The organism is Candidatus Clostridium eludens (assembly GCF_045310515.1).
Classification (GTDB): domain Bacteria; phylum Bacillota; class Clostridia; order Clostridiales; family Clostridiaceae; genus Clostridium_B; species Clostridium_B eludens.
Genome location: NZ_JBJHZX010000014.1, coordinates 50,946 through 74,012, shown reverse-complemented (window position 1 = coordinate 74,012; position 23,067 = coordinate 50,946). Strand labels below are relative to the sequence as shown.

Here is a 23,067-nt window from a genome sequence, read left to right as displayed (position 1 = left end):
AGTCCATGTCAAAGCATGAAGATATAGTGAGATATATACTTTCACTGGAAGCTGGAACTAGAATTTCGGTTAGAAATATAGCCAGTGAATTGGGTGTTAGTGATGGAACGGCATATAGAGCAATAAAACATTCTGCTGACCTTGGCATAGTTACTACCATCCCTAGAGTGGGAACTGTACGAATAGAGAAGGTTGAGAAGAAAAATATAGAGAAATTGACTTATGCTGAGGTAATAAATATTGTAAATGGGAGTCTACTTGGTGGAAAAAATGGAATACACAAGATATTACACCATTTTGTAATAAGTGCAATGACCACGGATACTATGAAAAAATATATAGAGAAGGATTGTTTGGTTATAACAGGCAATAGAGAAGAAGTTCAAAAACTTGCTATTCTAAACCATGCAGGAGTCCTTATAACAGGAGGCTTTAACTGTAGTAGTGAAATAAAAGAGCTGGCAAATAAGAAGTGTCTTCCAATAATATCCACAAGCTATGATACTTTTACAGTAGCAAGTATGATAAATAAAGCTATTTCCCAAAATTTAATAAAAAAAGACATAGTTCTTGTAGAAGACATAATGAGAAGTAATCCATGTTATCTTAAAGCTACAGATACAGTGCTTGTATGGAGAAAGTTGATAAAGCAGGCTAAATATAAGGTATATCCTGTAGTGGATAATGAAAAGAGAATAGTGGGAATTGTAACATCAAAAGATCTGCCCAATGATGATTTAGATAATGATCCAGTAAGCAAGCTAATGCGAAAAGATCCTGTTATAGTAAAACCGAAGACTACGGTAGCTTATGTAGCTCACATAATGGATCTAGAAGGCATGGAATTAGTTCCAGTAGCAAATTATAAAAAATTAGTAGGTGTTATAACTAAAAGGGATGTAATAAAAGCACTGCACTATATGTTAAGACAACCTCAATCAGGAGAAACTCTTGAGGATTTAATATTAAAGAGATTTCAAGTGCAAATTAGAGATAATAAATTTTGTTTTATGGGAAGGATAACTCCAGAAATGCTAAATGATATAGGCACAGCTTCCTGGAGTGCTCTAAATATGCTGCTGTCTACTATGGCAATTGTAAGTTTAAGACAAAAAAATAATACCAGTATGCTGGCTGTGGACAGTATAAATACGTATTTTATGAAACCTGTACAAATTGATAGCCAGGTTGAAATATATGTTAATATGATAGACGAAGGCAAAAATTATTGCAAGGTAGAGGCAAATATGTTTAATGATAAGAAGCACATAGCAGGGAAATGTATTGTATCTGTGAGAATAATAAGAAAATAACAAGTTGTAAGGAATGTTGTTCAAATAATATTATGTAAATTACACTGGCATATTAGCCGGTTATTTTTTTTGAAGATAAATTAAAATTAGTTATAGAAAATATAAGTTAAGTCATATTTAAGTACTATTAATTTGGGAAAAACTATTGATTTAAGGAAACTATATGATAAAATGTAATAAAATAGTAATAAACTATATTGTTATAAGGAGAAGAAAAAGTATGGATATTAAAAGATTTAATGCTGATTTTGGAAATTCAACTAATAATTTTATGGTAGATGGATATTATTTTGAGATACCCACTAATGTGGTTGAAATAAGCAAAAAGCAAGCAGATGGCATGTTTGTATCAGGTATAAATGAGCCTAAGGATTTATTAGATAGATTGCTAATTTCAACTACATACGATGGTCAGGAACGCTATTATTTAGTCGGGGAGTTTGCAGAAAAAAGTAAATTATCAAATTCTCATGTAAATGGAATGAATGATAAAATACGTAGCGTTATACCATATATATCCTTCCTGGCCTCTATAGCCTACTATAACATAGTAATAAGTAATAGTGAGGATGATGAGGTTAATATTAGCTCTATGAATATGATGCTGCCTATATGGCTTTTAAAGCGGGCAGAAAAGTTTAGTATAGCTGAACATGAAATGGAGAGTAGATTTATTGGTGACCATAGGGTGAAAGTAATTACGTTAGGTATGGAAAGAGATATAAGAATAAAGGTTAGAAAATCAAAATGCAGGATAGAAAGTGAAGTGGCCAGGCATTCCTTAAAGTATAAAATAGTGGAGGAAAATGATGTTATCAAAATAGAGAAGAGATATGAGTTAGAAAACAAATTTAATAACTTTGAGGTTGTGCTTTCAGACATAGGCGGAGGTTCAACGGATGCTGTTAAGTTAGGAAAGGGACTGACAGCTCCAAAAGAAAGAGATAGTTTTAAAGTCATTGACATAGAACCATTTTTAGGACGCTTAGAAACTTTAAGAAAAGAAAAATTACTTGAATATTTTCATGATTTAAGGGCTTTCGAAAAATTTATAATAGCTAACTATAAAAATCAAAAGTATATTCTTAAAAATGAAAATGTAGGAAACAGTTTTGATTTTACAGAAATTATAACTGAAATGCTACAGGAATATTCAGATATGTTAATTACCCAAATCTTTAATGCATTCAAAGAAACAGATAAAGTTATAAAGTTCATATATTTTGGGGGAGAAGCTCCGGTATTAGAACCATATATGAAAATTTCCCTTAGAAAGCATATGAATGATGAGGCGGCACAGAATAACCATTATTTTTTACATGAAATATTACAAGATGATGAAAAGGAAGTTTTTATGCCTACATCAAGGACCATCAATTTAACTGCACTTGAGATATTCTCTATTAATGAAATGAAAAAATGTGAGAGTTCTAAGAATCAGAAGGAAGAAGAAAATTTAATAGTACACTAAAATTCAATAGAGCAAAGGAGAATACTATTAAAAAATGATAAAAAAAAGAAATCGAATGGCTTTAAATAGCAAAGAGATGCCAGATGATGTTTATCAAATTTTAAATGAGAAGGCTTTAAAAAGAAATTTGACATCCTATATTATAGATTTGGTAAAAAAGGAAGAAAATGACAAACTAATACTTGAAAGACTAGATAATATATCAGAATATATTAGTAGGATTTCTAGTAAGGTTTATGTTAAAAGTGATATGGAAGATAATATCATAGAAGAGAAAAGGTCATTAAAAGAAGGTATGATTATAAATGAAATTAAAGAAGTAACAGGAGAATTAGACCAAGAAGATACTGTTGATTATGATTATTAATTAATCATAATCAGTTTTTTTTATTACAATATTTTTATTTATTGTAATTAAGTAGTATTTAAGTGCAATTTGCTTTGTAAAAAATCATGCAATATAAGAATATATATGATCAAATGGGACTTAGTGTGATTTAAATACTATTCATAATATTAAATAATAAATTATAGAAATTCAATTAGTGATTTTTATAGTAGAATAGTAGTGAGGTTAATTGTTAATAGAAAGGGAGGTAAACTGTTTTAAATGGGTGATAAAAAATATCAATGGATAAGTCTGCATCAGCATACTGAATATTCTCTTTTAGATTCTTCAGCTAAAATCCCAAAACTTATAGCTAGGGCAAAAGAATTGGGCATGGATAGTATTGCTATAACGGATCATGGCGGTATGTATGGGTGTGTGGAATTTTATAAAGAAGCTAAAGCTCAAGGAATTAAGCCTATAATAGGGTGTGAAATATATGTATCTCAAAAATCTATGCACGTAAAACAGAATAATGGAGAAAATGAAAATTACCATTTAGTACTTCTTGTAAAAAGCAAACAGGGATATGAAAATTTGATGAAAATAGTTTCCACAGCTTCTATTGAAGGGTTTTATTATAAACCAAGAGTGGACCACGATTATTTAGAAGCACACAGTGAAGGTTTAATAGCACTAAGTGCTTGCATGGGTGGTGAAGTCCAATCCAATATATTAAAAGACAATATAAAGACGGCTAAGGAAATAGCTCTTTTCTATAAAAGAATTTTTAAGGAAGGATTTTATCTTGAACTTCAATATCATGGCATAAAAGAACAGCTTAAAATAAATCAGGAACTAATATCTATGTCTAAAGAACTTAATATTCCTTTAGTTGTGACAAATGATGCACACTATATAAGAAAAGAAGACTATAAAGCTCATGATATTTTACTTTGTATACAGACGGCAAAAACTGTAGATGAAGAAGATAGAATGAGGTATCCCTCAGATGAATTTTATCTAAAATCTCCGGAAGAAATGTATGAAATGTTTTCCCATGTACCAGAGGCGTTGGAGAATACAGTTAAGATAGCGCAGCAGTGTAACTTTGACTATGAGTTTCACAATTCAAAGCTTCCTAAATTTCCTCTTCCAGAAGGAATAGATCCTTATGAATATATGAGGCAATTATGTTATGAGGGACTTGAAAAAAGGTATAAAAGCATAGATGACAAATTGAGGAATAGGCTAGAGTATGAATTAGACATAATAAAGACAATGGGATATGTAGATTACTTTCTAATAGTCTGGGATTTTATAAGATTTGCAACGCAAAATAGAATAATGACAGGACCGGGTAGAGGCAGCGGTGCAGGTTCAATAGTTGCATATACTCTTGGCATTACTAAAGTAGATCCAATAAAATACAATCTAATATTTGAGCGTTTTCTAAATCCAGAGAGAATTTCCATGCCTGATATTGACAGCGATTTTTGCTATGAAAGGCGTGGGGAGGTTATAGATTATGTAGTGACAAAGTATGGTAAAGACAACGTATCACAAATTATAACCTTTGGAACCATGGCGGCCAGGGGATGTATAAGAGATGTGGGAAGGGCTATGAATTATCCCTACGGGGAAGTGGATAGAATAGCTAAAATGATTCCCGCGATGCCAAATATGACCATAGATAAAGCACTTGAGATTAATCCTGAATTTAGGGAAGCTTATGAAGAGGAACCAAGGACTAAAGAGTTAATAGATGTGGCAAAAGCCTTAGAAGGACTTCCAAGGCATACTTCTACCCATGCAGCAGGTGTGGTTATAGCTGCACAACCACTGGTAAACTATGTGCCTCTTCAAAGAAATGAAGGTAACATAGTAACACAATTTACAATGAATACATTAGAAGAGCTTGGCCTTTTAAAAATGGATTTTTTAGGGCTTAGAACCTTAACAGTTTTAAGGGATGCCCTTACTATGATCAAAGAAAATAAAGGAGAAAGCATTGACTTAGACAATATAGATTATGATGATAAATCGGTATACGATATGGTGGGCCAGGGAAAAACTGTGGGCGTATTTCAATTTGAATCTCCAGGAATGACTTCTTTTATGAAAGAACTAAAGCCTGATTCTCTAGAGGATATAATAGCAGGAATTAGTCTTTATAGGCCGGGACCTATGGCAGAAATACCAAAGTACATTAAAAATAAAAATAATATCCATGAAATTCAGTATGCAACACCAAAACTGAAACCTATTCTGTCTGTTACTTATGGGTGCATAATATATCAAGAACAGGTAATGCAGATTGTAAGGGATCTGGCAGGTTACTCTATTGGAAGAAGTGATCTGGTAAGACGTGCAATGTCTAAGAAGAAGCACCATGTTATGGAAGAAGAAAGGCGTAACTTTGTATATGGAATAGTAGATGAAAATGGAGAAGTTCAAGTTCCGGGATGTATAAGAAATGGTATATCGGAAAAAGTTGCAAATGATATATTTGATTCTATGATGGATTTTGCATCCTATGCATTTAACAAATCCCATGCGGCCGCCTATGCTGTGGTAGCATTTCAAACGGCATATTTAATGCATTATTATCCTACAGAATTTACAGCAGCAATGCTAAACAGCGTGAAAGGTGACAGTGAAAAGGTAGCATATTATATAAGATTTGCAAAAAGTATAGGTATAGAAGTGCTGCCACCTAGTATTAATGAAAGTTATGCAAAATTTACAGTTGAAGATGGCAAAATAAGATTTGGATTGTCTGCTATAAAAAATGTAGGAGAAAATATAATTGATAGCATAGTTAAATCCAGGTTAAAATATGGTAAATTTAAAGATCTAATAGACTTTTGTAGTAATATAGAGATACAGTCAATAAATAAAAGAGTGGTAGAAAGTTTAATTAAAGCAGGAGCTTTTGATTGTTTCGGAATTTATCGTTCACAGCTAAGCTCAGTGTATGAAAAGGTAATTGACGGTGTTACAAATTCTAGAAAGAAGAATATAAAAGGGCAGATGAGTCTTTTTTCTCAAATAGAACACAGCAGTGTAAGAATACAGTATCCCTCTATACAGGAATTTATGAAAAGGGATATGCTGTCCATGGAAAAGGAAATGACAGGATTATATCTTTCAGGTCACCCCTTAGATGAATACGAGAAGACTTTGAGATTGCAAACAGATACCAAAATATCAGATATAATAACAAGAGAAACCCTTGAAGAAAGTTTTATAGAAGAAATTAGAGTAAGGGACGGAGATAAAGTTATAGTTGGAGGAATATTGTCTGAAGTATCTAAAAAAATTACTAAAAATAATGATATGATGGCTTTTTCAAGATTAGAAGACTTATATGGAATTATGGAAATAATAATATTCTCTAAAGTCTTTCAAAAATTTAAAAATCTAATTCAAGATGATTCTATGGTCTTGATAAAGGGGAGAATAAGTATTAGAGAAGAGGAACAACCTAAGTTGATTTGTGAAGTTTTGGAACCGCTTGTGAGAATAGGTACTGAAAAACTTTATATTTTAATTGAAACAGAGGAGAATGTAAAAAATATTTTAAAAGAGGTTAAACCCATACTCGCAAATTTTAGTGGAGGTATTCCAGTATATTTGTGTACACAAAAAGAAAGAAAAAAATTTAGGCTGGATAGAGACCTATGGGTAAAATCTGATGTAGAGCTTATGTCCATACTGAGAAAAAGATTTGGAGACGATAATGTAAAAATTATATGAGTTAAATCCGTATATTTTTATTGTAAAGTAAACAAAATACTTAAAGGAAAAATTTTTCTTTGTTTAGGCATTTTCAAATAATGTATGTCAAAATATATCATTATTTAGTATACAAATTACAAACCATGGATTAAACAAGTTTAATTATATCATGGTAAAAAATACATAATTGTGATATAAATAAGATTATATATTGTATAAAAATTGGGTTTTTAATCAATAAGGGATGATAGTCCCTATAGTGGGAGGTTTATATATGAAAAAAATAGCTGTATTAACCAGTGGGGGAGATGCACCAGGTATGAACGCTGCCGTAAGAGCAGTAGTGAGAACAGCCCTAGATAAAGATTTTGATATACTGGGAATAGAAAGAGGATATAGAGGACTCATGAATGGCGAAGTAATACCTATGGAAAGAAAAAGTGTGGCAGATATTGTACAGCGAGGAGGTACCATATTAAAAACTGCCAGATCCGAAGAGTTTAAAACAGATAAAGGAAAGAAAATGGCAGTAGATGTATTGAAAAAGTTTGAGATAGAGGGACTTGTGGTAATAGGCGGAGATGGTTCTTTTAGAGGAGCTCAAGAATTATCCAAATTGGGAATAGCAACTATTGGAGTACCTGGAACTATAGATAATGACTTGTCATATACAGATTTTACTGTAGGTTTTGACACTGCAGCAAATACAGTTTTAGATGCCATTAATAAATTAAGGGATACTTCAACAGCCCATCAAAGGGTAAGTATTGTAGAAGTTATGGGAAGAAACTGTGGAGATATAGCCCTTTATGCAGGACTTGCGGGTGGAGCTGAAAATATAATTGTACCAGAAAAAGGATATGAAGAAGAAGAATTGTGTAAAAACATATTGGAGGCAAAGTTAAATGGCAAAGTGCATAATTTAATAGTCTTATCAGAAGGTATAGGTGGGGCTGAGGCTTTGGCAAAAAAAATACAGTATGTTACTGGAATAGAAGCTAGAGCCACAAAATTAGGCCATATTCAGCGAGGAGGCAGTCCTACATGCAGGGACAGAATACTGGCTTCAAGGTTTGGATATAGAGCTGTTGAATTATTGGAAGAGGGAAAAACTTCGAGAGTTATCGGCATTAAAGAGGAAAAAATTATTGATTTAGATATAGATGAAGCATTAAATATGCCAAGGAAGTTTGATGAGAAATTGTATGAAATAGCAAATGCGTTAGCCTAGCAATAGTGAAAAATAAACTTCGTATAAGGAGGATATGGAAATTATGCAAAAAACTAAAATGATTTTTACCATTGGACCTACTAGTGATTCAGAAGAGGTTTTATCCAAACTTATTGAAGCCGGAATGAATGTAACTAGACATAATTTTTCTCATGGGGACTATCCGGACCATGAGAAGAGGATAAATTTAGTAAAAGACCTGAGAAAAAAGTATAGTAAGCCAATAGCAATTATGCTTGACACTAAAGGACCCGAAATAAGAACGGGAAATTTTGAAAATGATAAGGTGGAACTAAAAGAAGGAGAAAAATTTACTATTTACTGTGGAGAAAATATTATAGGGAGTAAAACTAAATGTTCCATAACTTATGAAGGTTTATGCAATGATTTAAAAAAAGGAGATAGTATATTAATTGATGATGGATTACTTGCCCTGGAAGTAGATACTATTGAAAGTAATAAGATAAACTGCACAATTAAAAATAATGGAACAATTAGTAATCATAAAGGAGTAAATATACCTGGAGTTTCTATTGCACTTCCAGCCTTAACGGAGAAAGACAAAGATGACCTAAAATTTGGGTGCAGGGTTGGAGTAGATATGGTAGCAGCTTCTTTTATAAGAAAAGCTTCTGATATACTTACTATAAGAAAAGTACTTGAAGCAAATGGGGGACAAGATATACAGATATTCTCTAAAATTGAAAATCAAGAAGGTGTTGACAATATAGATGAAATAATAAAATTTTCTGATGGAATAATGGTGGCAAGAGGCGATATGGGAGTAGAGATTCTCATAGAACAGGTGCCTTTAATTCAAAAGACCATAATAGAAAAATGCAATAAAGCGGGAAAACCTGTTATAACCGCAACTCAGATGCTGGATTCTATGATAAGAAATCCAAGACCTACCAGGGCTGAAGCATCAGATATAGCTAATGCCATATTTGATGGAACAGATGCTATAATGTTAAGTGGTGAGACTGCTAATGGAAAATATCCTGTAGAAGCGGCACAAACCATGGCAAGAATAGCTCTGGCGGCAGAAGAAAAAATTGATTATAATTCTCTGCTTAAAAAAAGGAGTAAGGCCCACATACAAAATGTACCAAATGCTATAAGTCTTGCTACTTGTACTACTGCTTCAGAATTGAGGGCTTCTGCCATAATAACTGCCACCCAAAGCGGACATACAGCCAGAATGGTTTCAAAGTATAGACCACAATGCCATATTATAGCAGTAACTCCAAGCGATAAAGTTGCCAGAAGACTTGCATTGAATTGGGGAGTATTTCCTATACTTACCAATAGGGTTGATTCTACAGATGAATTAATAGAAGATTCTGTTAGAATATCATTAAAAAGTGGCTATGTGAAAAAGGGAGATTTGGTAATTATAGCAGCAGGCATACCTGTTAGTTATTCAGGTACCACTAATATGTTGAAGGTTCATATAGTTGGGGATATATTAGTTCAAGGAAGAGGAGCAGGAGTCAGACCTGGTTATGGAAATGCTAAAATAGTAGCTACTCCTAGGGAGGCACAGGAAATAGTTGAAAAGGGAGATATTTTAGTAGTTAAAGATCTGGATAGGGAATATATGGATGTACTGGATAAGGTTTCAGGAGTTATAGCTGAAAATGGAGGACTAACTTCTCATCTTGCTATTGAGTGTCTGACAAGGGAAATACCTATTATTTGTGGTGCCGGAGGTGCTACTGAAGTATTAAAGACAGGTACATTTATAACTATGGATATTATTAGAGGAATAGTATATAATGGTAGAACTAATATAATGTAAAGAAATGTTCATTAAAAATTTACATAAATTTATTGTATATTACAGAAATATATGGTTAAAATTATATGATGGGAAATTAAGAGACAACTGATTCCATATTTAAGCACCTTTACAGGTGCGATTTTTTTGTAATATAATAATATATCTTAATAATTTAAACTCTTTGTAAATTATTAAGGTAATTTATTTAGTAGGTGAATAGATGAAAAAAGAAGTGGAAAAAAACGAAGAATATGTATTATATATAGATGGAATGGGATATCAAGGTGAGGGAGTAGGAAAAATAAATGGTTTTACAATCTTTGTACCTGGAGCTGTTGAAGGAGAAAGAGTTAAAGTAAAAGTTATTAAAATAAATAAGAATTTTGCTTTTGGCAAATTAATAGAGGTAATGGACCCTTCTAAATACAGAATGGCCCCAGCTTGCAGCATATATAAAAGATGTGGGGGGTGCCAACTCCAGCATATGTCTTATAATGGACAACTGCATTTTAAGGAAAATAGAGTGAAGGACTGTCTGGAGAGAATAGGTAAACTGGAAGTAGAGATCCAAGGGCAAGATTTTGAAACAGAACAAAAAAGTCACATGGTAAAATTATACCGTACCATAGGTATGAAAAATCCACATAGATACAGGAATAAAGTGCAATTGCCAGTAGGTAAGTTAAATGATAGTATAAACATAGGATTTTATGCAAAGAAAAGTCATGAAATAATTGATATGAGCAGTTGTTTTATACAGAGCCAAACTGCAGATGAAATAGTTAAACTAACCAGACAATGGATTAAAAAATATAATATAGAGCCTTATAATGAAGGAAATCATAAAGGGGTTATAAGGCATATAATGATAAGAGAAACTTTTGCCACAGGGGAGATTATGGTGGTAATTATAACCGCTCTTTCTCACTTGCCCTATAAAGAAGAATTTATACAATTAATAACTAAAAATGTACCTGGCATAAAGAGTATAATACAAAATATAAACAGTAATAAGACTAATGTAATACTGGGGGAAATATGTGTAACTCTTTGGGGACAGGATGTAATAAGTGATTACATTGGCAAGTTTAAATTTAGTATATCTCCATTATCTTTTTTTCAGGTAAATCCAGTGCAGACAGAGATACTTTACAATAAAGTGCTTGAGTATGCGGAATTAACTGGTGATGAAATTGTATTTGATGCATACTGTGGAACAGGAACTATATCTTTATTTTTGTGCCAAAAGGCAAAAAAAGTATATGGCGTGGAGATAATTCCCCAGGCAATAGAAAATGCCAACATAAATGCGAAGGAAAACTCCATAGATAATGTGGAATTTATAACAGGGAAGTCAGAGGTAGTGATACCACAACTAATACAAGAAGGAATAAGGGCAGATGTGGTAGTAGTAGATCCTCCTAGAAAAGGATGTGAGGAAGCACTCCTTCACTCAATTGCTGGTATAAATCCCAGAACAATAGTATATGTATCCTGTGATGCGGCAACTCTTGCCAGAGATTTAGCCATTTTAAAAAAGCTTGGTTATATAACAGAAAAGGTACAACCAGTAGACATGTTCCCTCAAACTGCTCATGTTGAGTGTATAGCTAAAATAACTAAGTAAAATCAGGGGTTAAGGGAAGTTTGAATAATAAAAAACAAGCAATTACTACGAATTTACTACCAATGAAAATGGATTCGTAGTAATTATTTTTTTGCTACCAAAGTTTCGAATATATCTACAGTATCTTGTTTCATTTTATCTGTGACATGAGAGTATGTGTCCATGGTAGTAGCAAGTTTACTATGACCTAATCTTTCCTGAATATCTTTAGGTTTAGCTCCATTTTCTAGTAGCATAGTAGCATGGGTATGCCTAAGCATATGAAAGTGAAAATTAATACCTAGATCATAATTAATAACTTTGCTTAGGTATTTTAACGATTCAGTTGAAATCAATTGGCCATTTTCTTTAGTGGATATTAGGTCAGTAGTTTTATGAAATTTTCCATGAAAACTATATTCAGTTTTGGTATAGTATTTGCCGTATCTCAATTGATTTTCTTTTTGCCATTTCTGGTGATGCTTTAAAATACTAATTAAACTATCACCTATTTTTATAGTTCTGTTGGAGCTGTCTGTTTTAGGTGTGTCAAATTCCCATATGAGACCTCTTTTTAATAAACTCTTTTCTACAGTCAGGGTTTTACTCTGAAAGTTAATATTATCCCAAGTAAGCCCACATACTTCTCCGGCTCTTAATCCGGTATAAAAGGCTATTTGCACCACTATATAAAAAGAGCTGCCTATAGGAAACCTATCAAGTATTTTATTCACTTCATCCATAGTTAATGTTGGCATTGCTTCATCAGATTTTTTAGTATTAAATTTAGGAATAGAAACATATGTCATAGGGTTTTCCTTAATTAATTCATATGGGTGTACAGCCATCTTCAAAGCTCCAGAAAGAACTCCATAAAAATTTGAGATACCATTTTTAGTGTATCCATTTAATTTTTTATTGTTGAGAAATTTCTGTAGTATATTTGGGGTTAAAGACTTAAGCTTATAATTTCCTAAATCCTTATTTATATGTCTTTTTACAATTCCCTCATATGCATTGTAGGTATGTAGCTTTAAATTAATCTTAACGTGATTTTCAAGCCAATAGTTAAAGTAATCAATAACACTTATATTACTATTGATTTTAGTGTTCCCAGTACTTTCATACTCATTTAAAGCCATTCTAAGGGCCTTTTCAGCCTCAACCTTAGTTTTACCTCCTTTCCTACAAATTTTCTTATAGGTGTTGCCTACTTTAGCAGTATTAAAATAGTAATACCATACGTTATTGCGTTTATAAACTCCAGGCATAAATTATTATTTCCCCTTTCAAGTTATATTTACAGTTTAGCTATTTCTTAGAATTTGAATTTAAACTATTTCTATTGTAAATTGTATCTCATATTTCGGAACGATTTTCATAAAACATGTAAGTCGAAATGTTTTAATTATCAATGGAAATAAACATATAAAATTCATTTTATTAACTTAAATTCATAAATTATCTTATATTACCATGGTTATAACTGTACCATTTTTAATTCTTTGTATAGAATCCAAAGAATTACTTGGATTTATTGTGATATTAAAACATTTATTTACCATTATTCAGGGTGCGAAATGTAAGTTGTATCTATTCTTTTTATCCATTCATAGTATTCATCACCTTCAGACACCCAGCGGTGCCAACCTTTAATATATACTGAACCTTGTTTTTCTTTTTCTTTAATTTCAATTAAAATGTCCTTTATTGCATTTTCGACTTTAGAAATCAGTAGCTCATCATAACCTTTCATAGTTAATGTGCCATATGAATACCCAAAGACCATTTCAACATTAGGATCAGTTAAAAAGTTGAAAAGTGCTTCCGTATGGGGAGATTCAATGGCAATAAGTTTTTTCATATCTTCAAGTGAAAGATTACGATTGTGATATTCATGTACGGTTCCTTTTATAAATTCTTTAATTTCTTCATTAACATCAAAACATGAATTGTAAAAAACGTCATTATAGATTTGTTTTACTACCCATTCGTCAATTTCGTTAAGATAAGTCAATAATTTTTTTTGTATTTCTAAGGAAAGATTTTTTCTATTATTTTTAATAGAAGATGATAGTTCTTCGGAACTAACATTTATATTATTAGCAATTACTTCGATGGGGTTAGGCGTATCCTTAAAGTAATCTAATATGGATGATAATATATATTCAGAAAATGTTTTATCCATAGTAAGAGCTTTAATGCTCACATCAAGAGCCTTAGCAATTTTATTTAATGCTATAGCATCTGGAGTCCTACTATTTCTCTCATAATTGCCTATAGAAACACGAGTTACTTCTGCTTTTGTTGCAAGTTGTTCTTGAGTCCATTTTTTTTTAAGTCTTAATTCCTTTATTCTATTTCCAATATCCAATTTAATCACCTCTTTATTATTATATCATTTTTGATAACAAATGAAACATTTGAATTTAAATATTATTGACATGGTAACAAATGAAACATAAACGTAATGTGAAAATAAGGTTGATGAGCTTAGTTGGATGACAATTTAAAAGAGAGCCATTAAACACCAAACTATATAAAAAATAGATATCAGTAAATGTACAAATTGAATCTTCTAAAAAGTAATTTATCAACAAGACTAAGTATAATGGGCGAGATTATCAAAACTCTGGATATAAATGTACGTAAGTTATCTTTTAGTCTTTATTAAAGTAAAGAAAAACTTATTTTGAGAATTCGTATCTAAATCCATATTGCGGTAAGGTGAAACAATACATGATGCTTTAAAAAATACACTTGGAGGTGCTAAGTGAATAAATTAGTTTTTTTAGAAAAAGGCAGTTTAAAAGAAGAACCGTTTACTACATCAAGAGTTATTGCAGAAAATGGATCAGTCGAACATCGTACAGTTACAAAATTAATTCAAATATATGAAAGTGATTTAAAAGAATTCGGAAGGCTTGGATTTGAAATCGAACCCTTGAAAACAAAAGGTGGAATTCAAAACACTAAATATTATAGGCTTAATGAACAACAAGCAACTTTATTAATAACTTATATGAAAAATACATTACAAGTGAGGAATTTCAAAAAAAACCTAGTAAAACAGTTCTATATTATGAAAAAGGAATTGGGTAAAAAAGCTATTTCCAGAGGTAAGGCAATAGAAAAAAGAAATGTATTAACAGATGCGATAGACAAACTTCCGGATAGTCCTCATAAAGCTATGAAATATAAACATTATACGGATTTAGTTTATAAAATAGTTTTGAATAAAAATACTAAACAGTTAAGAGAACAATTTAAATTAAGTAAAGGTGAGACACCGAGAGATTATTTTTCAGCAGAAGAAATAAAAAGGATAGAAATTGTAGAAAATGAAATAGCCGTACTTATTGGCTTAGGGAATGATTATTCAACAATAAAAATGATGCTTCAAAAGAAATACTTAATGGCAATTTAGTTTTAAGTAGGTGATTAACTTAAGGAAATATGAAAATGGAGTGTATAGTAGCTAAGTAGCTAGAAAGAATTTTGTATTATATATACAGAATAGATATTGCCTGATTCATGAAGCAAGAGAATACGATTATATAGGTCTAAAAAAATAGAGGTGTTAAAATGGCTAAAGTAGCGATAGGAAAAAAAGAGCTTCCAGAATTATTATGTACTGTTGAGGAGACTTCAACAATACTAAAAAGCAGTACCAATACTATATATAGACTCATAAGAGAAGGAAAATTACAGGCATTAAAGCTTGGTAGGTTAAAAATACCAGTGTTTGAAATAGAAAGATTCTTAAGAGAGAACTTAGGAGAAGATTTATCAGAATATATATGTTGAGCAGGTGATTAATTGCTTATAACATATCGACACTTTTGCATATTTTTTATATTGACTATATGGGTTAAGGCATTGATAACAATGGCCTTAACCTATATAGTGGGAGGTGATTTTGAAATGGGATTAGATAGAACTAAAATATTTGTTAGGGATGTTAAGTTTAATGGTTTAGTTAATGATAATAAATTATGAACGAGTTATCCTAGCGAAGCGTTTACAAATAAATATAAGCAGAGAATAGATTTTTACAAACATGGAACTATGATATGTGATGTAGGAGTATTTCACTTAGAATACTTGAGAAAGTCTCTAAATAACGGAGATCTTAAAATATCTTTCAGTATATCTAAAGCCTTTAATGGTAACAACAGTATTCCTAAGTCTAATGTTTCAGTTTCTGATTTATATTCTTTACTTGAACATAGGTTAAATTGTGCTTTAGATGTAAAACAGCTACCACCTATAGATGATTGGACAATATCACAAGGTGAAAATAATTGTGATATTGTTGATACTAAAGAAAACTTATTAGAAAGATTCAATTTACTTAGAAAGACAAAAGTTCCATATCGGAAACTAGATGACAGTTTAGCAGATAAAGGAACGTTATATTTGTATAGTGGCAAAAATAGAAAGAAAAGTAGTACAGTAATTGTAATTTACTTTAAAATAAAAGAACAGGAGAGTAAAAACACCGATATTCGTTCAATATTATCATTGAATGAGGGTATAGAAGATTTAAGAATTGAAGAAAGAAATACTAGAAGGGCACTAAAAAAGAAGGTAGCTAAATTCAAAAATAGATACAATCTATTCAATCTATTGCCTCCAATGTATTTAAGAATTAGTGACAAGCCATCAAGTAAGGAATATTATAATATTTATGAGAATGATATTAGGCAATATGTTTCTTTTAATAAAGTGAAGGCGAAAGTAAGATATACATATTTAAAAGAGTCTCATTACAACTTTTATGTATGTTTAAACTATGAGTCAAAAATAAAAGCTAATGTAGCTGACATTTTAGATAAAGACTATCAGTTTAGTGTAATTACGAATCTTATTAAGAGTTGTAATTTAGATAAATCTATTACAACAAAGCATAATTTATATAAAATAATTGATAAAAGCCCTTTTTTCACAAAAATAACAAAAAAACAGCCAAAAGAGTTATAAGATATTTAAATGGAGAGATAAATAGCATAGATCTAAGTAGTAGAACGATCGATCATTATAGAAAGCTAATCCTTCAAACTGGTTATAACTGTTTGTATGCAATGAGAGAATTAAAGCCAATCACAGAAGAAGATATACTGAGAATTATACGAGAGGATAAAAACTTAAATATGATTTCTTAATGAAAAGTTATTTATAATCTTATTTTTTTATATACATAGATGATGAGTTGCAAAAATAGGGGATATGATTAGGTATGCTTAAGATTGTTATTGATGTAGGCAAACTGATAGAATCCATGTCTTATATAATAATGGTTGTATTTAGTTTGTTTTTCTTAAAAACCGTAGTAAGTTACTACTTTTAATTGTTTCTAAATGGCTCTATATCTAACTTTATGACAAGAATGATTATTTATATATAAATAGTATATTACTAGTTTTAATTTAAATAGATATTGATAGGCAAGCCGTGAAATCACACATAAATATGATTAGTATTGGGCAACCTACATTAGCTCATCAAATAAGTGATGCGGACCAGAAGTATAATATATTTTGTAATAAGTGAAGCAGGTGCCATTGTAAGTGCTTATATGTTTATTAAAGCTATGATGTAAAAAACAGTATACTACTACTTTTATATAACCCATCTACAATAATATGCGTACAAGTAAGGCAGGAAAAATAGCATAAGAATGTTGTATTAGCTTAAGATATAGCAGCAGAACCATAAGTGCTTAGAATGCTAAAAAACCCAATATACCACATGTAGCCAATATAATAATTCGGCATAGTGAATTTACATTTATATATTAGTGATATGTTTTAAATAAGCCTAATAAGATATATTAGCTACAGTAGTGAAAAAGTTTATCAATTATTGAAAATAAATAATACCTTAATACTAGGACCAGCGAATAAACTTTTAAAATACTAAGTAAAATTAAAAGATTGACGCCATACAGGAGACAAGATAGAAAATATAACGAATAAAGCAATTGGTGGTATTTCATCAGTAAATTATGAAATAGTAGAAGCCTGTAATGGCAAATGGTACCCAAGGGCCTCAGCCGTACATGGATAGTAATAAAAACTATTGTGACAGAATGTACATCTACAGCAGTAGCTGCAGATGCAAATATAGTGACTTAAACCTTATATTGAGTTATAATTGCCAAAGCCATATTACTAGCTATATTAAAAAGGGATGTCGCATTAAATTTAGTCCATATAGCCTAGTACAAGAGAATTTTTATGTCGTTTTTTATGTATAGGCATCCTTATGATGATATTTTTATGTCTGAATAGACACTAACCTTATATAAATAGAAAAACATTTAAATATTAAGTGCTTTTCTATTTATTAAGTTTTAAATATTTAGAAGCCATTCATTAGTTAAGTCTATGCTTTCAAGTTTCCTTATCCTGTAAGAAGTTAAGTCGCCAGATAAATAGCGTCCTAGCTGTCTTTTTAGCCATGGTTTAAGATGCCACTCCATATTTTCATATGTTGAACCATATCTAGCATAGATTTTATTTATTTTACCAAAGCTTTGGTTCCAAGTATAATCATTATGACTCCAGCAAAAACCTATCTTATCCAGTAATAATATTTCTTCTATATCCAATCTCCCATTCTTTTTTTCTTTTCTAATTTTGCAACACCATTTCTTAAGGTTATCAGGCAAGTGTTCATAAAAATAGCAAGCTTCAAATTTATGGACATATTTTAATAACTCATTAAATTCTAATGTAAAATCATGGTCCTTTAGTAGATGGATACTTTCAAGAGTTAAGCTTAAATTTTTTGAGTATTTATTAGTGGATTTTATATGTGTTGAATCATATTTAGTATGAATTTTATCAGAGCCTTGATTTAAAGTATAGACATTATGATCCCAGCAAAATCCAATTTTATTCAATAGCAATACTTTTTTTATATTCAATTTTCCATTTCTTTTTTCTTCAATAGTTTTTATACACAAGTTCTTAATACTACAAGGCAAGTGGTCATAATAACAATCGCCAAACTCATGAATATATTTTAATAACTCATCAAATCTTAATATAAAATCATCATCCCTTAAAAGATAAGTACTACCAGGAGTAGAGTTTAAATTTTCAGAGTAGTTATTAATCCACTTTATCACATATTCATAATCAATTAGATGAACATTAGAATGTGTTATAGTAGTCTCACCAAAACCAGATATTGAAAGTATATAATAAGGTAGATGGCTGTATTTACTTTCTTTGAACTTTTCAATTTGATTATTGACATCAGCGTTACAAATTAGATTTCCTTGATTTTTGATTTGGTAGCATTTGCAAGGTTGATATCCAGTACGAGTATATTCAATTATATCAATTCCAAAATCACCTCTCACAGGGGTAATTCTTGCCCAGCGATTATTTCCTATAAGAAGTTCAGCAATAAAGCTCTCAGTTAAAATTGCTTTTTTAACGTCCCTTGCATGATCGGGACTAAAGCCATTTCGTAAAAATCCTTTGATTTCTGAGTGTTTTTTATTAGACGCTAATTCTAATAAGTATAATAAACTAGGTAATATTCTATTTTCTTTATAATTCATGTTAGGCACTCCTTTAAACATAATATTTTATAAGAATTACTCTATGCTAATATATTATGACTCTATAGATCTTTTATTCTCTTTAAAGTATATATTTTAGTTTGTAAAGATAACTATACTAATTGGGGTAGACAAGGACTTCAACAATCTATTAGAACCATAGAATATGATAAAACTATGGAATGTATAGTTATTACTGGCGAAGCATTAGGGCAGGTAGAAAAGTTGCCAAATAGATTACCAATTACTCTGTGTGCTAGAGTGTCTTTGACTAGGGATTGCCTAAATTAAGATAAAAAGAAGTGTCTATGTTGTTGAAACAGCAAGTAAGTGGTATATTCCCTTATCTAGTGCCTCTTTTATTAGTTGCAACAGTTCCTGTTCTGTCACATCCAACGACCTTGGATTGTGGATTTCTTGTGACCTTACAGTGTCCTTATACAGGCTGGACATTATCTCTTACCTGATTTTAGATTTAATGGATATCTTTTCAATACAATAGGTGTATTCTTCATCTGCTATTTTCCCCTAGCTCAATATCTGGCAATACTTGGTCTCCTTTATAACTTTTTTTATTATATGGACCTCCCATCAATTTTTACAAACAATAAAGCCTTAATCACCATACTATTGGCAACTAAGGCTTTTATTCTACAATATAATTTATAAGGTTTTGCAGAGTTAATTCCATTGGAATTATTAATGATATATCAAACTCATTGTTACACAGTATTAAGGCATTTTTATATACTTCACCGCTACTGCATACTATCCTGCCTACACATTCAGGTGTAACATTATCACAATCAATGCAAGTTTTATCCTTTACTTCTTCAAAATCCTCCTTTCTCTCTACAACGATTACATGGCCTCCATCATCCTGGTTCATATCTCTGTCTACTCCGTATTCCGTATCTAGTACCCGCAGTATTCCTTGAACTGTCACCCGTATCCTGTAGCAGAACTTTAAGCTTTTCTTTTTCATTCAAATTACTAACTTCTGTCATCATTATTACCTCCTTGAGAAAAATACTCTTACATATATTTTTGAGGTAAGAGTTTTCAGTGCTATAATATATATATTCCAAAATATTATTTAATACTTTCAGGGTATTTCTCTGTATTCTGTTGTATTCCTTAAAATGTGTTCTTTATTAAACTTTAAATTTATGAGTTAAACCTATTAGTTTCTCTGCTAAAGCAGATGTATCTTGAGACTGCTTTGCTATTTCTTCCATTGCAGAGCTTGTTCTGGGTAATGCTCGCTAATATTTCTTCTGAATTTGATGCTGACTGCGGTGTGGCTGCAGATACATTATTCAAAGCTTTTGCCATGCTTCCAAGTTCATCTTCCACTGATATTTTAGACGATTGAGTAAGGTCTCCATCTGCTAAGTTATTTACAAAGTTTACAGCAGTATTTATTCTCCTTTTGAGCCATACTGCCATTATGGTGCCTAATGTGAATGAAACCAACGCCCCAATTATAATAATTACAATTTGAACTATAAGCGAGCCTTTATAAGTTACATGGTTTTATGCACACATTATATTATCTTGGATTACAATATCTATTTCATTGGTTTGTTCATACTTTGTTCACAGCCTTGGGAATCGCCGGAATTTTTTCTTCGCACACCTAAACTACTAAGTATATGAATAATGGGAAGTTATATTATGCTTTCCTAATTCCATTATGCATTTAGAAGTTAAGTTATAATTTAAGAAGAAAATGATAAAACCCAACATTGGATTATACTTATAATCTCCCATAAACAAATTGGAATTCGTAAAGGGACTTTGTATAGCCATTCTTTTAACGAATATTTTTGACTAATTACTACACAATGTTACAAACTAACAGTATTGTTTTCATCCATTAATTTTTTAAAGGCCATGTTTCAGATTTAGCAAAGTTGGGTAATGAAATTTTTTATGAAAGCAATTTTAGAATGGATAATGATACTTTTGTAGATGTAATGAATAATGCTATTTCAACTCATGTAAATTGGGTTAATACTCTCGAAGCTATGGCGAATGAAATGCTGATACGACCATTACAGACAGATGGCCATAGATGTGGATTTGGACATTTTTATGAATCAGTAGTATCAAAAGATGAAGGTATTAAAATCACATGAGATAAAATAGATTCAATACACTTGGAATTGCATAAAATTGGACATATAGCAATTGACAAGATTAAGTCCGGAAGTAGAGATGAAGCTTTAAGTAATGCTAATAAAGCCAAGAATTTATCATTAGACATTATTAAAATGCTAGATGATATAAAAAATCAGGCAAATAGGCTTACTAACAATGGCCAAAATGTATTTTAAACGGCTTAGGCATATAGGGAATTCGGTTTTGTTTAAAGTGTATCTAAAAACTACTACATTACCTAAGAAATATTGTTTAAATTTAATTAATGTGAGTTCGATGAGAAATTTTAGTATTTTCATGCCTCAAGGACTGTATGATATATTATTTTTATAATTATGTAAACAACAGGTTTATGTTTTTGTTTTTTAGCATACTTTACAATAACATGATCTTATATGGGTATTGATATTACACGGCTCATTACATAAAATTTCGTCGAACTCACGTTAATGATACATTATTTTGAAACACATGTAAGTTATACTTTTTGATACAGAACTTACCCATAAGTAAATTTTCATAGGTTCTACTCAATCGCCTTTACAATTTTCCCCGGATAACCTACCAATACAGTATTTGGTGGAATGTCTTTCGTGACAACTACAGCGGAGGATACAATAGAATATTCCCCAATCGTGACGCCAGGCATTACCATAGTGTACCTATCCATGCACTTTTGGGATTACGTGGATATGGTAGATTGTCTTTCATATGGAACCAGTGGGTGATTGATTGTAATCAGATTGACTTTCGGTCCAATTAAAACATCATCTTTATGGTATAAAGTATTTAATTCTGCAGGCTTGATTACCATGGAAAAAAGGGGGAAATACCTCATTGTAAGAGTGAATAAGGGAATTATGTCCACGTTGGTAGCAATGTTTCGGTACGGTCTGTTGCAGGTGCAGGAGTAATAGAAAGTGAAGATATTTCATTACGCCATTCTGGAGTCATATCCACGTCCATAGCAGCCAGCGAATACTCCAACTGTTCTAAATTTCTTGCACCAATAATTGGTGCTGTTATTGCAGGATTAGACATAACCCATGAAACTGCAAGCGTTGCTGGGTGTATACCATGTTCTGCAGCATATAAATTAAACCGCTCTGCTACAACAAAATTCATTTCATCTGCATAACGATCTGTATATCTTTTTTCTTCAACTAATCGTCCTTGATCTGGTTGCTTATTAACCCCATATTTTCCGGTAAGAAGTCCAGCTCCTAAAGGACTATAGGAAATAACACCAATTTGTTCTGAAACAGCAAGGGGCAAAATTTCAACCTCAGCTTGACGTTTAACCAAGTTATACATAGGTTGTATTAATTCAAAACGAGTGAGCTGTTCTTTTGCACAAATTCCTAATGCCTTAGCAATTTGCCAGGCTGCCCAATTGCTCACCGCCGGATAGAGAATCTTACCTTGTGCTTGAAGATCATCAAGGGCATGAAGTGTTTCTTGCATAGGGGTATTCTCATCAAACATATGAACAAAGTAAAAATCAATGCGATCAGTTCTTAAGCGTCGTAAGCTGTTTTCAACTTCAAGTATAATATGACGACGGGAGAGCCCTTTGGCATTAATATCTTTTCCCATTGGATAAAAAACTTTTGTAGTGAGTACAATTTCATCCCTGCAATCAGCAATACACTTCCCTAGTATTTCTTCAGACTGCCCCCCACTATAAACATTTGCAGTATCAAAAAAATTAATACCAGCTTCACGACAACGCTTAAACATTGCTTTAGATGTTTCTTCATCAGCGTTTCCGCCAAAAGACATTGTACCAAAACATAAACTTGAAACTTGAATTCCTGTTTTTCCTACTATACTATAGTTCATAATTAACCTCCAT

The 23,067-nt window shown here is 31.4% G+C and carries 21 protein-coding genes; 14 read left to right on the top strand and 7 right to left on the bottom strand.

The window, feature by feature from the left end:
- Positions 1–5: 5 nt before the first annotated feature.
- The 7 genes from ACJDU8_RS10845 to rlmD all read left to right on the top strand — a co-directional run bounded on the left by ACJDU8_RS10845 (position 6) and on the right by rlmD (position 11,494).
- Positions 6–1,313 (top strand): DRTGG domain-containing protein, encoded by a 1,308-nt coding sequence (locus tag ACJDU8_RS10845; RefSeq protein WP_406792176.1) that lies wholly within the window; start codon positions 6–8, stop codon positions 1,311–1,313.
- Positions 1,314–1,533: 220 nt separating this feature from the next.
- Positions 1,534–2,784 carry an Alp7A family actin-like protein gene (locus ACJDU8_RS10840; RefSeq protein ID WP_406792175.1) on the top strand — a complete coding sequence of 417 codons (1,251 nt, stop codon included), beginning with the start codon at positions 1,534–1,536 and terminating at the stop codon, positions 2,782–2,784.
- Positions 2,785–2,818: 34 nt separating this feature from the next.
- Positions 2,819–3,151: a hypothetical protein gene (locus ACJDU8_RS10835; RefSeq protein WP_406792174.1), complete on the top strand. Its 333-nt coding sequence runs from the start codon at positions 2,819–2,821 to the stop codon at positions 3,149–3,151.
- A gap of 243 nt (positions 3,152–3,394) precedes the next feature.
- The gene (locus ACJDU8_RS10830; protein WP_406792173.1) at positions 3,395–6,871 is read left to right on the top strand and encodes a DNA polymerase III subunit alpha; all 3,477 of its coding nucleotides are present in this window, start codon (positions 3,395–3,397) and stop codon (positions 6,869–6,871) included.
- A gap of 256 nt (positions 6,872–7,127) precedes the next feature.
- Positions 7,128–8,084 (top strand): 6-phosphofructokinase, encoded by a 957-nt coding sequence (gene pfkA / locus ACJDU8_RS10825; protein ID WP_406792172.1) that lies wholly within the window; start codon positions 7,128–7,130, stop codon positions 8,082–8,084.
- Positions 8,085–8,127: 43 nt separating this feature from the next.
- A complete protein-coding gene (gene pyk, locus ACJDU8_RS10820; RefSeq protein ID WP_406792171.1) occupies positions 8,128–9,885 on the top strand; it encodes a pyruvate kinase in 1,758 nt (585 codons plus the stop codon).
- Between the two features lie 202 nt (positions 9,886–10,087).
- Positions 10,088–11,494, top strand: coding sequence for a 23S rRNA (uracil(1939)-C(5))-methyltransferase RlmD (rlmD, locus tag ACJDU8_RS10815; RefSeq protein ID WP_406792170.1), 1,407 nt, complete (start codon positions 10,088–10,090; stop codon positions 11,492–11,494).
- Positions 11,495–11,577: 83 nt separating this feature from the next.
- On the opposite strand, the gene ACJDU8_RS10810 is transcribed toward rlmD, so the two are convergent.
- Positions 11,578–12,744, bottom strand: a complete 1,167-nt coding sequence (locus ACJDU8_RS10810; protein WP_406792169.1) for a tyrosine-type recombinase/integrase — start codon at positions 12,742–12,744, stop codon at positions 11,578–11,580.
- Positions 12,745–13,037: 293 nt separating this feature from the next.
- A complete protein-coding gene (locus ACJDU8_RS10805) occupies positions 13,038–13,847 on the bottom strand; it encodes a helix-turn-helix domain-containing protein (RefSeq protein ID WP_406792168.1) in 810 nt (269 codons plus the stop codon).
- Between the two features lie 399 nt (positions 13,848–14,246).
- Between ACJDU8_RS10805 and ACJDU8_RS10800 the strand changes: the two genes are divergently transcribed.
- The 4 genes from ACJDU8_RS10800 (at position 14,247) to ACJDU8_RS10785 (ending at position 16,456) form a co-directional block, all read left to right on the top strand.
- The gene (locus ACJDU8_RS10800) at positions 14,247–14,900 is read left to right on the top strand and encodes a Rha family transcriptional regulator (RefSeq protein WP_406792167.1); all 654 of its coding nucleotides are present in this window, start codon (positions 14,247–14,249) and stop codon (positions 14,898–14,900) included.
- Positions 14,901–15,058: 158 nt separating this feature from the next.
- Positions 15,059–15,280, top strand: coding sequence for a helix-turn-helix domain-containing protein (locus ACJDU8_RS10795; protein WP_406792166.1), 222 nt, complete (start codon positions 15,059–15,061; stop codon positions 15,278–15,280).
- Positions 15,281–15,292: 12 nt separating this feature from the next.
- Positions 15,293–15,472: a hypothetical protein gene (locus ACJDU8_RS10790; protein WP_406792165.1), complete on the top strand. Its 180-nt coding sequence runs from the start codon at positions 15,293–15,295 to the stop codon at positions 15,470–15,472.
- A gap of 69 nt (positions 15,473–15,541) precedes the next feature.
- Entirely contained in the window at positions 15,542–16,456 is a 915-nt protein-coding gene (locus ACJDU8_RS10785; RefSeq protein WP_406792164.1) for a hypothetical protein, read from the top strand.
- A 1,372-nt stretch (positions 16,457–17,828) separates the two neighbouring features.
- Here the strand turns inward: ACJDU8_RS10785 and ACJDU8_RS10780 are convergent.
- The 4 genes from ACJDU8_RS10780 to ACJDU8_RS10765 all read right to left on the bottom strand — a co-directional run bounded on the left by ACJDU8_RS10780 (position 17,829) and on the right by ACJDU8_RS10765 (position 20,498).
- The gene (locus ACJDU8_RS10780; protein WP_406792163.1) at positions 17,829–19,049 is read right to left on the bottom strand and encodes a helicase associated domain-containing protein; all 1,221 of its coding nucleotides are present in this window, start codon (positions 19,047–19,049) and stop codon (positions 17,829–17,831) included.
- A 646-nt stretch (positions 19,050–19,695) separates the two neighbouring features.
- A complete protein-coding gene (locus ACJDU8_RS10775) occupies positions 19,696–19,938 on the bottom strand; it encodes a hypothetical protein (RefSeq protein ID WP_406792162.1) in 243 nt (80 codons plus the stop codon).
- Entirely contained in the window at positions 19,925–20,056 is a 132-nt protein-coding gene (locus ACJDU8_RS10770) for a hypothetical protein (RefSeq protein ID WP_406792161.1), read from the bottom strand. The genes ACJDU8_RS10775 and ACJDU8_RS10770 overlap by 14 nt, the downstream gene beginning before the upstream one ends.
- A 160-nt stretch (positions 20,057–20,216) precedes the next feature.
- Positions 20,217–20,498, bottom strand: coding sequence for a HAMP domain-containing protein (locus ACJDU8_RS10765; RefSeq protein WP_406792160.1), 282 nt, complete (start codon positions 20,496–20,498; stop codon positions 20,217–20,219).
- A gap of 503 nt (positions 20,499–21,001) precedes the next feature.
- Here ACJDU8_RS10765 and ACJDU8_RS10760 point away from each other — a divergent pair.
- The 3 genes from ACJDU8_RS10760 to ACJDU8_RS10750 all read left to right on the top strand — a co-directional run bounded on the left by ACJDU8_RS10760 (position 21,002) and on the right by ACJDU8_RS10750 (position 21,940).
- Positions 21,002–21,190: a CZB domain-containing protein gene (locus ACJDU8_RS10760; RefSeq protein WP_406792159.1), complete on the top strand. Its 189-nt coding sequence runs from the start codon at positions 21,002–21,004 to the stop codon at positions 21,188–21,190.
- A gap of 21 nt (positions 21,191–21,211) precedes the next feature.
- On the top strand, positions 21,212–21,388 hold the full coding sequence (locus ACJDU8_RS10755; protein WP_406792158.1) for a hypothetical protein: 177 nt from the start codon (positions 21,212–21,214) through the stop codon (positions 21,386–21,388).
- 417 nt (positions 21,389–21,805) lie between these two features.
- Positions 21,806–21,940 (top strand): hypothetical protein, encoded by a 135-nt coding sequence (locus ACJDU8_RS10750; RefSeq protein WP_406792157.1) that lies wholly within the window; start codon positions 21,806–21,808, stop codon positions 21,938–21,940.
- A gap of 130 nt (positions 21,941–22,070) precedes the next feature.
- Here ACJDU8_RS10750 and ACJDU8_RS10745 read toward each other — a convergent pair whose 3' ends face one another.
- Complete coding sequence (locus tag ACJDU8_RS10745) at positions 22,071–23,054, bottom strand: aldo/keto reductase (RefSeq protein WP_406792156.1); 984 nt, start codon at positions 23,052–23,054, stop codon at positions 22,071–22,073.
- Between the last annotated feature and the right edge of the window lie 13 nt (positions 23,055–23,067).

Coding starts and splice junctions, on each gene's coding strand:
- ACJDU8_RS10845 (WP_406792176.1), top strand. CDS start 6: ATGTCAAAGCATGAAGATATAGTGAGATATATACTTTCACTGGAAGCT.
- ACJDU8_RS10840 (WP_406792175.1), top strand. CDS start 1,534: ATGGATATTAAAAGATTTAATGCTGATTTTGGAAATTCAACTAATAAT.
- ACJDU8_RS10835 (WP_406792174.1), top strand. CDS start 2,819: ATGATAAAAAAAAGAAATCGAATGGCTTTAAATAGCAAAGAGATGCCA.
- ACJDU8_RS10830 (WP_406792173.1), top strand. CDS start 3,395: ATGGGTGATAAAAAATATCAATGGATAAGTCTGCATCAGCATACTGAA.
- pfkA (WP_406792172.1), top strand. CDS start 7,128: ATGAAAAAAATAGCTGTATTAACCAGTGGGGGAGATGCACCAGGTATG.
- pyk (WP_406792171.1), top strand. CDS start 8,128: ATGCAAAAAACTAAAATGATTTTTACCATTGGACCTACTAGTGATTCA.
- rlmD (WP_406792170.1), top strand. CDS start 10,088: ATGAAAAAAGAAGTGGAAAAAAACGAAGAATATGTATTATATATAGAT.
- ACJDU8_RS10810 (WP_406792169.1), bottom strand. CDS start 12,744: ATGCCTGGAGTTTATAAACGCAATAACGTATGGTATTACTATTTTAAT.
- ACJDU8_RS10795 (WP_406792166.1), top strand. CDS start 15,059: ATGGCTAAAGTAGCGATAGGAAAAAAAGAGCTTCCAGAATTATTATGT.
- ACJDU8_RS10785 (WP_406792164.1), top strand. CDS start 15,542: ATGATATGTGATGTAGGAGTATTTCACTTAGAATACTTGAGAAAGTCT.
- ACJDU8_RS10780 (WP_406792163.1), bottom strand. CDS start 19,049: ATGAATTATAAAGAAAATAGAATATTACCTAGTTTATTATACTTATTA.
- ACJDU8_RS10775 (WP_406792162.1), bottom strand. CDS start 19,938: ATGAACCAGGATGATGGAGGCCATGTAATCGTTGTAGAGAGAAAGGAG.
- ACJDU8_RS10770 (WP_406792161.1), bottom strand. CDS start 20,056: ATGACAGAAGTTAGTAATTTGAATGAAAAAGAAAAGCTTAAAGTTCTG.
- ACJDU8_RS10765 (WP_406792160.1), bottom strand. CDS start 20,498: ATGGCAGTATGGCTCAAAAGGAGAATAAATACTGCTGTAAACTTTGTA.
- ACJDU8_RS10760 (WP_406792159.1), top strand. CDS start 21,002: ATGGATAATGATACTTTTGTAGATGTAATGAATAATGCTATTTCAACT.
- ACJDU8_RS10745 (WP_406792156.1), bottom strand. CDS start 23,054: ATGAACTATAGTATAGTAGGAAAAACAGGAATTCAAGTTTCAAGTTTA.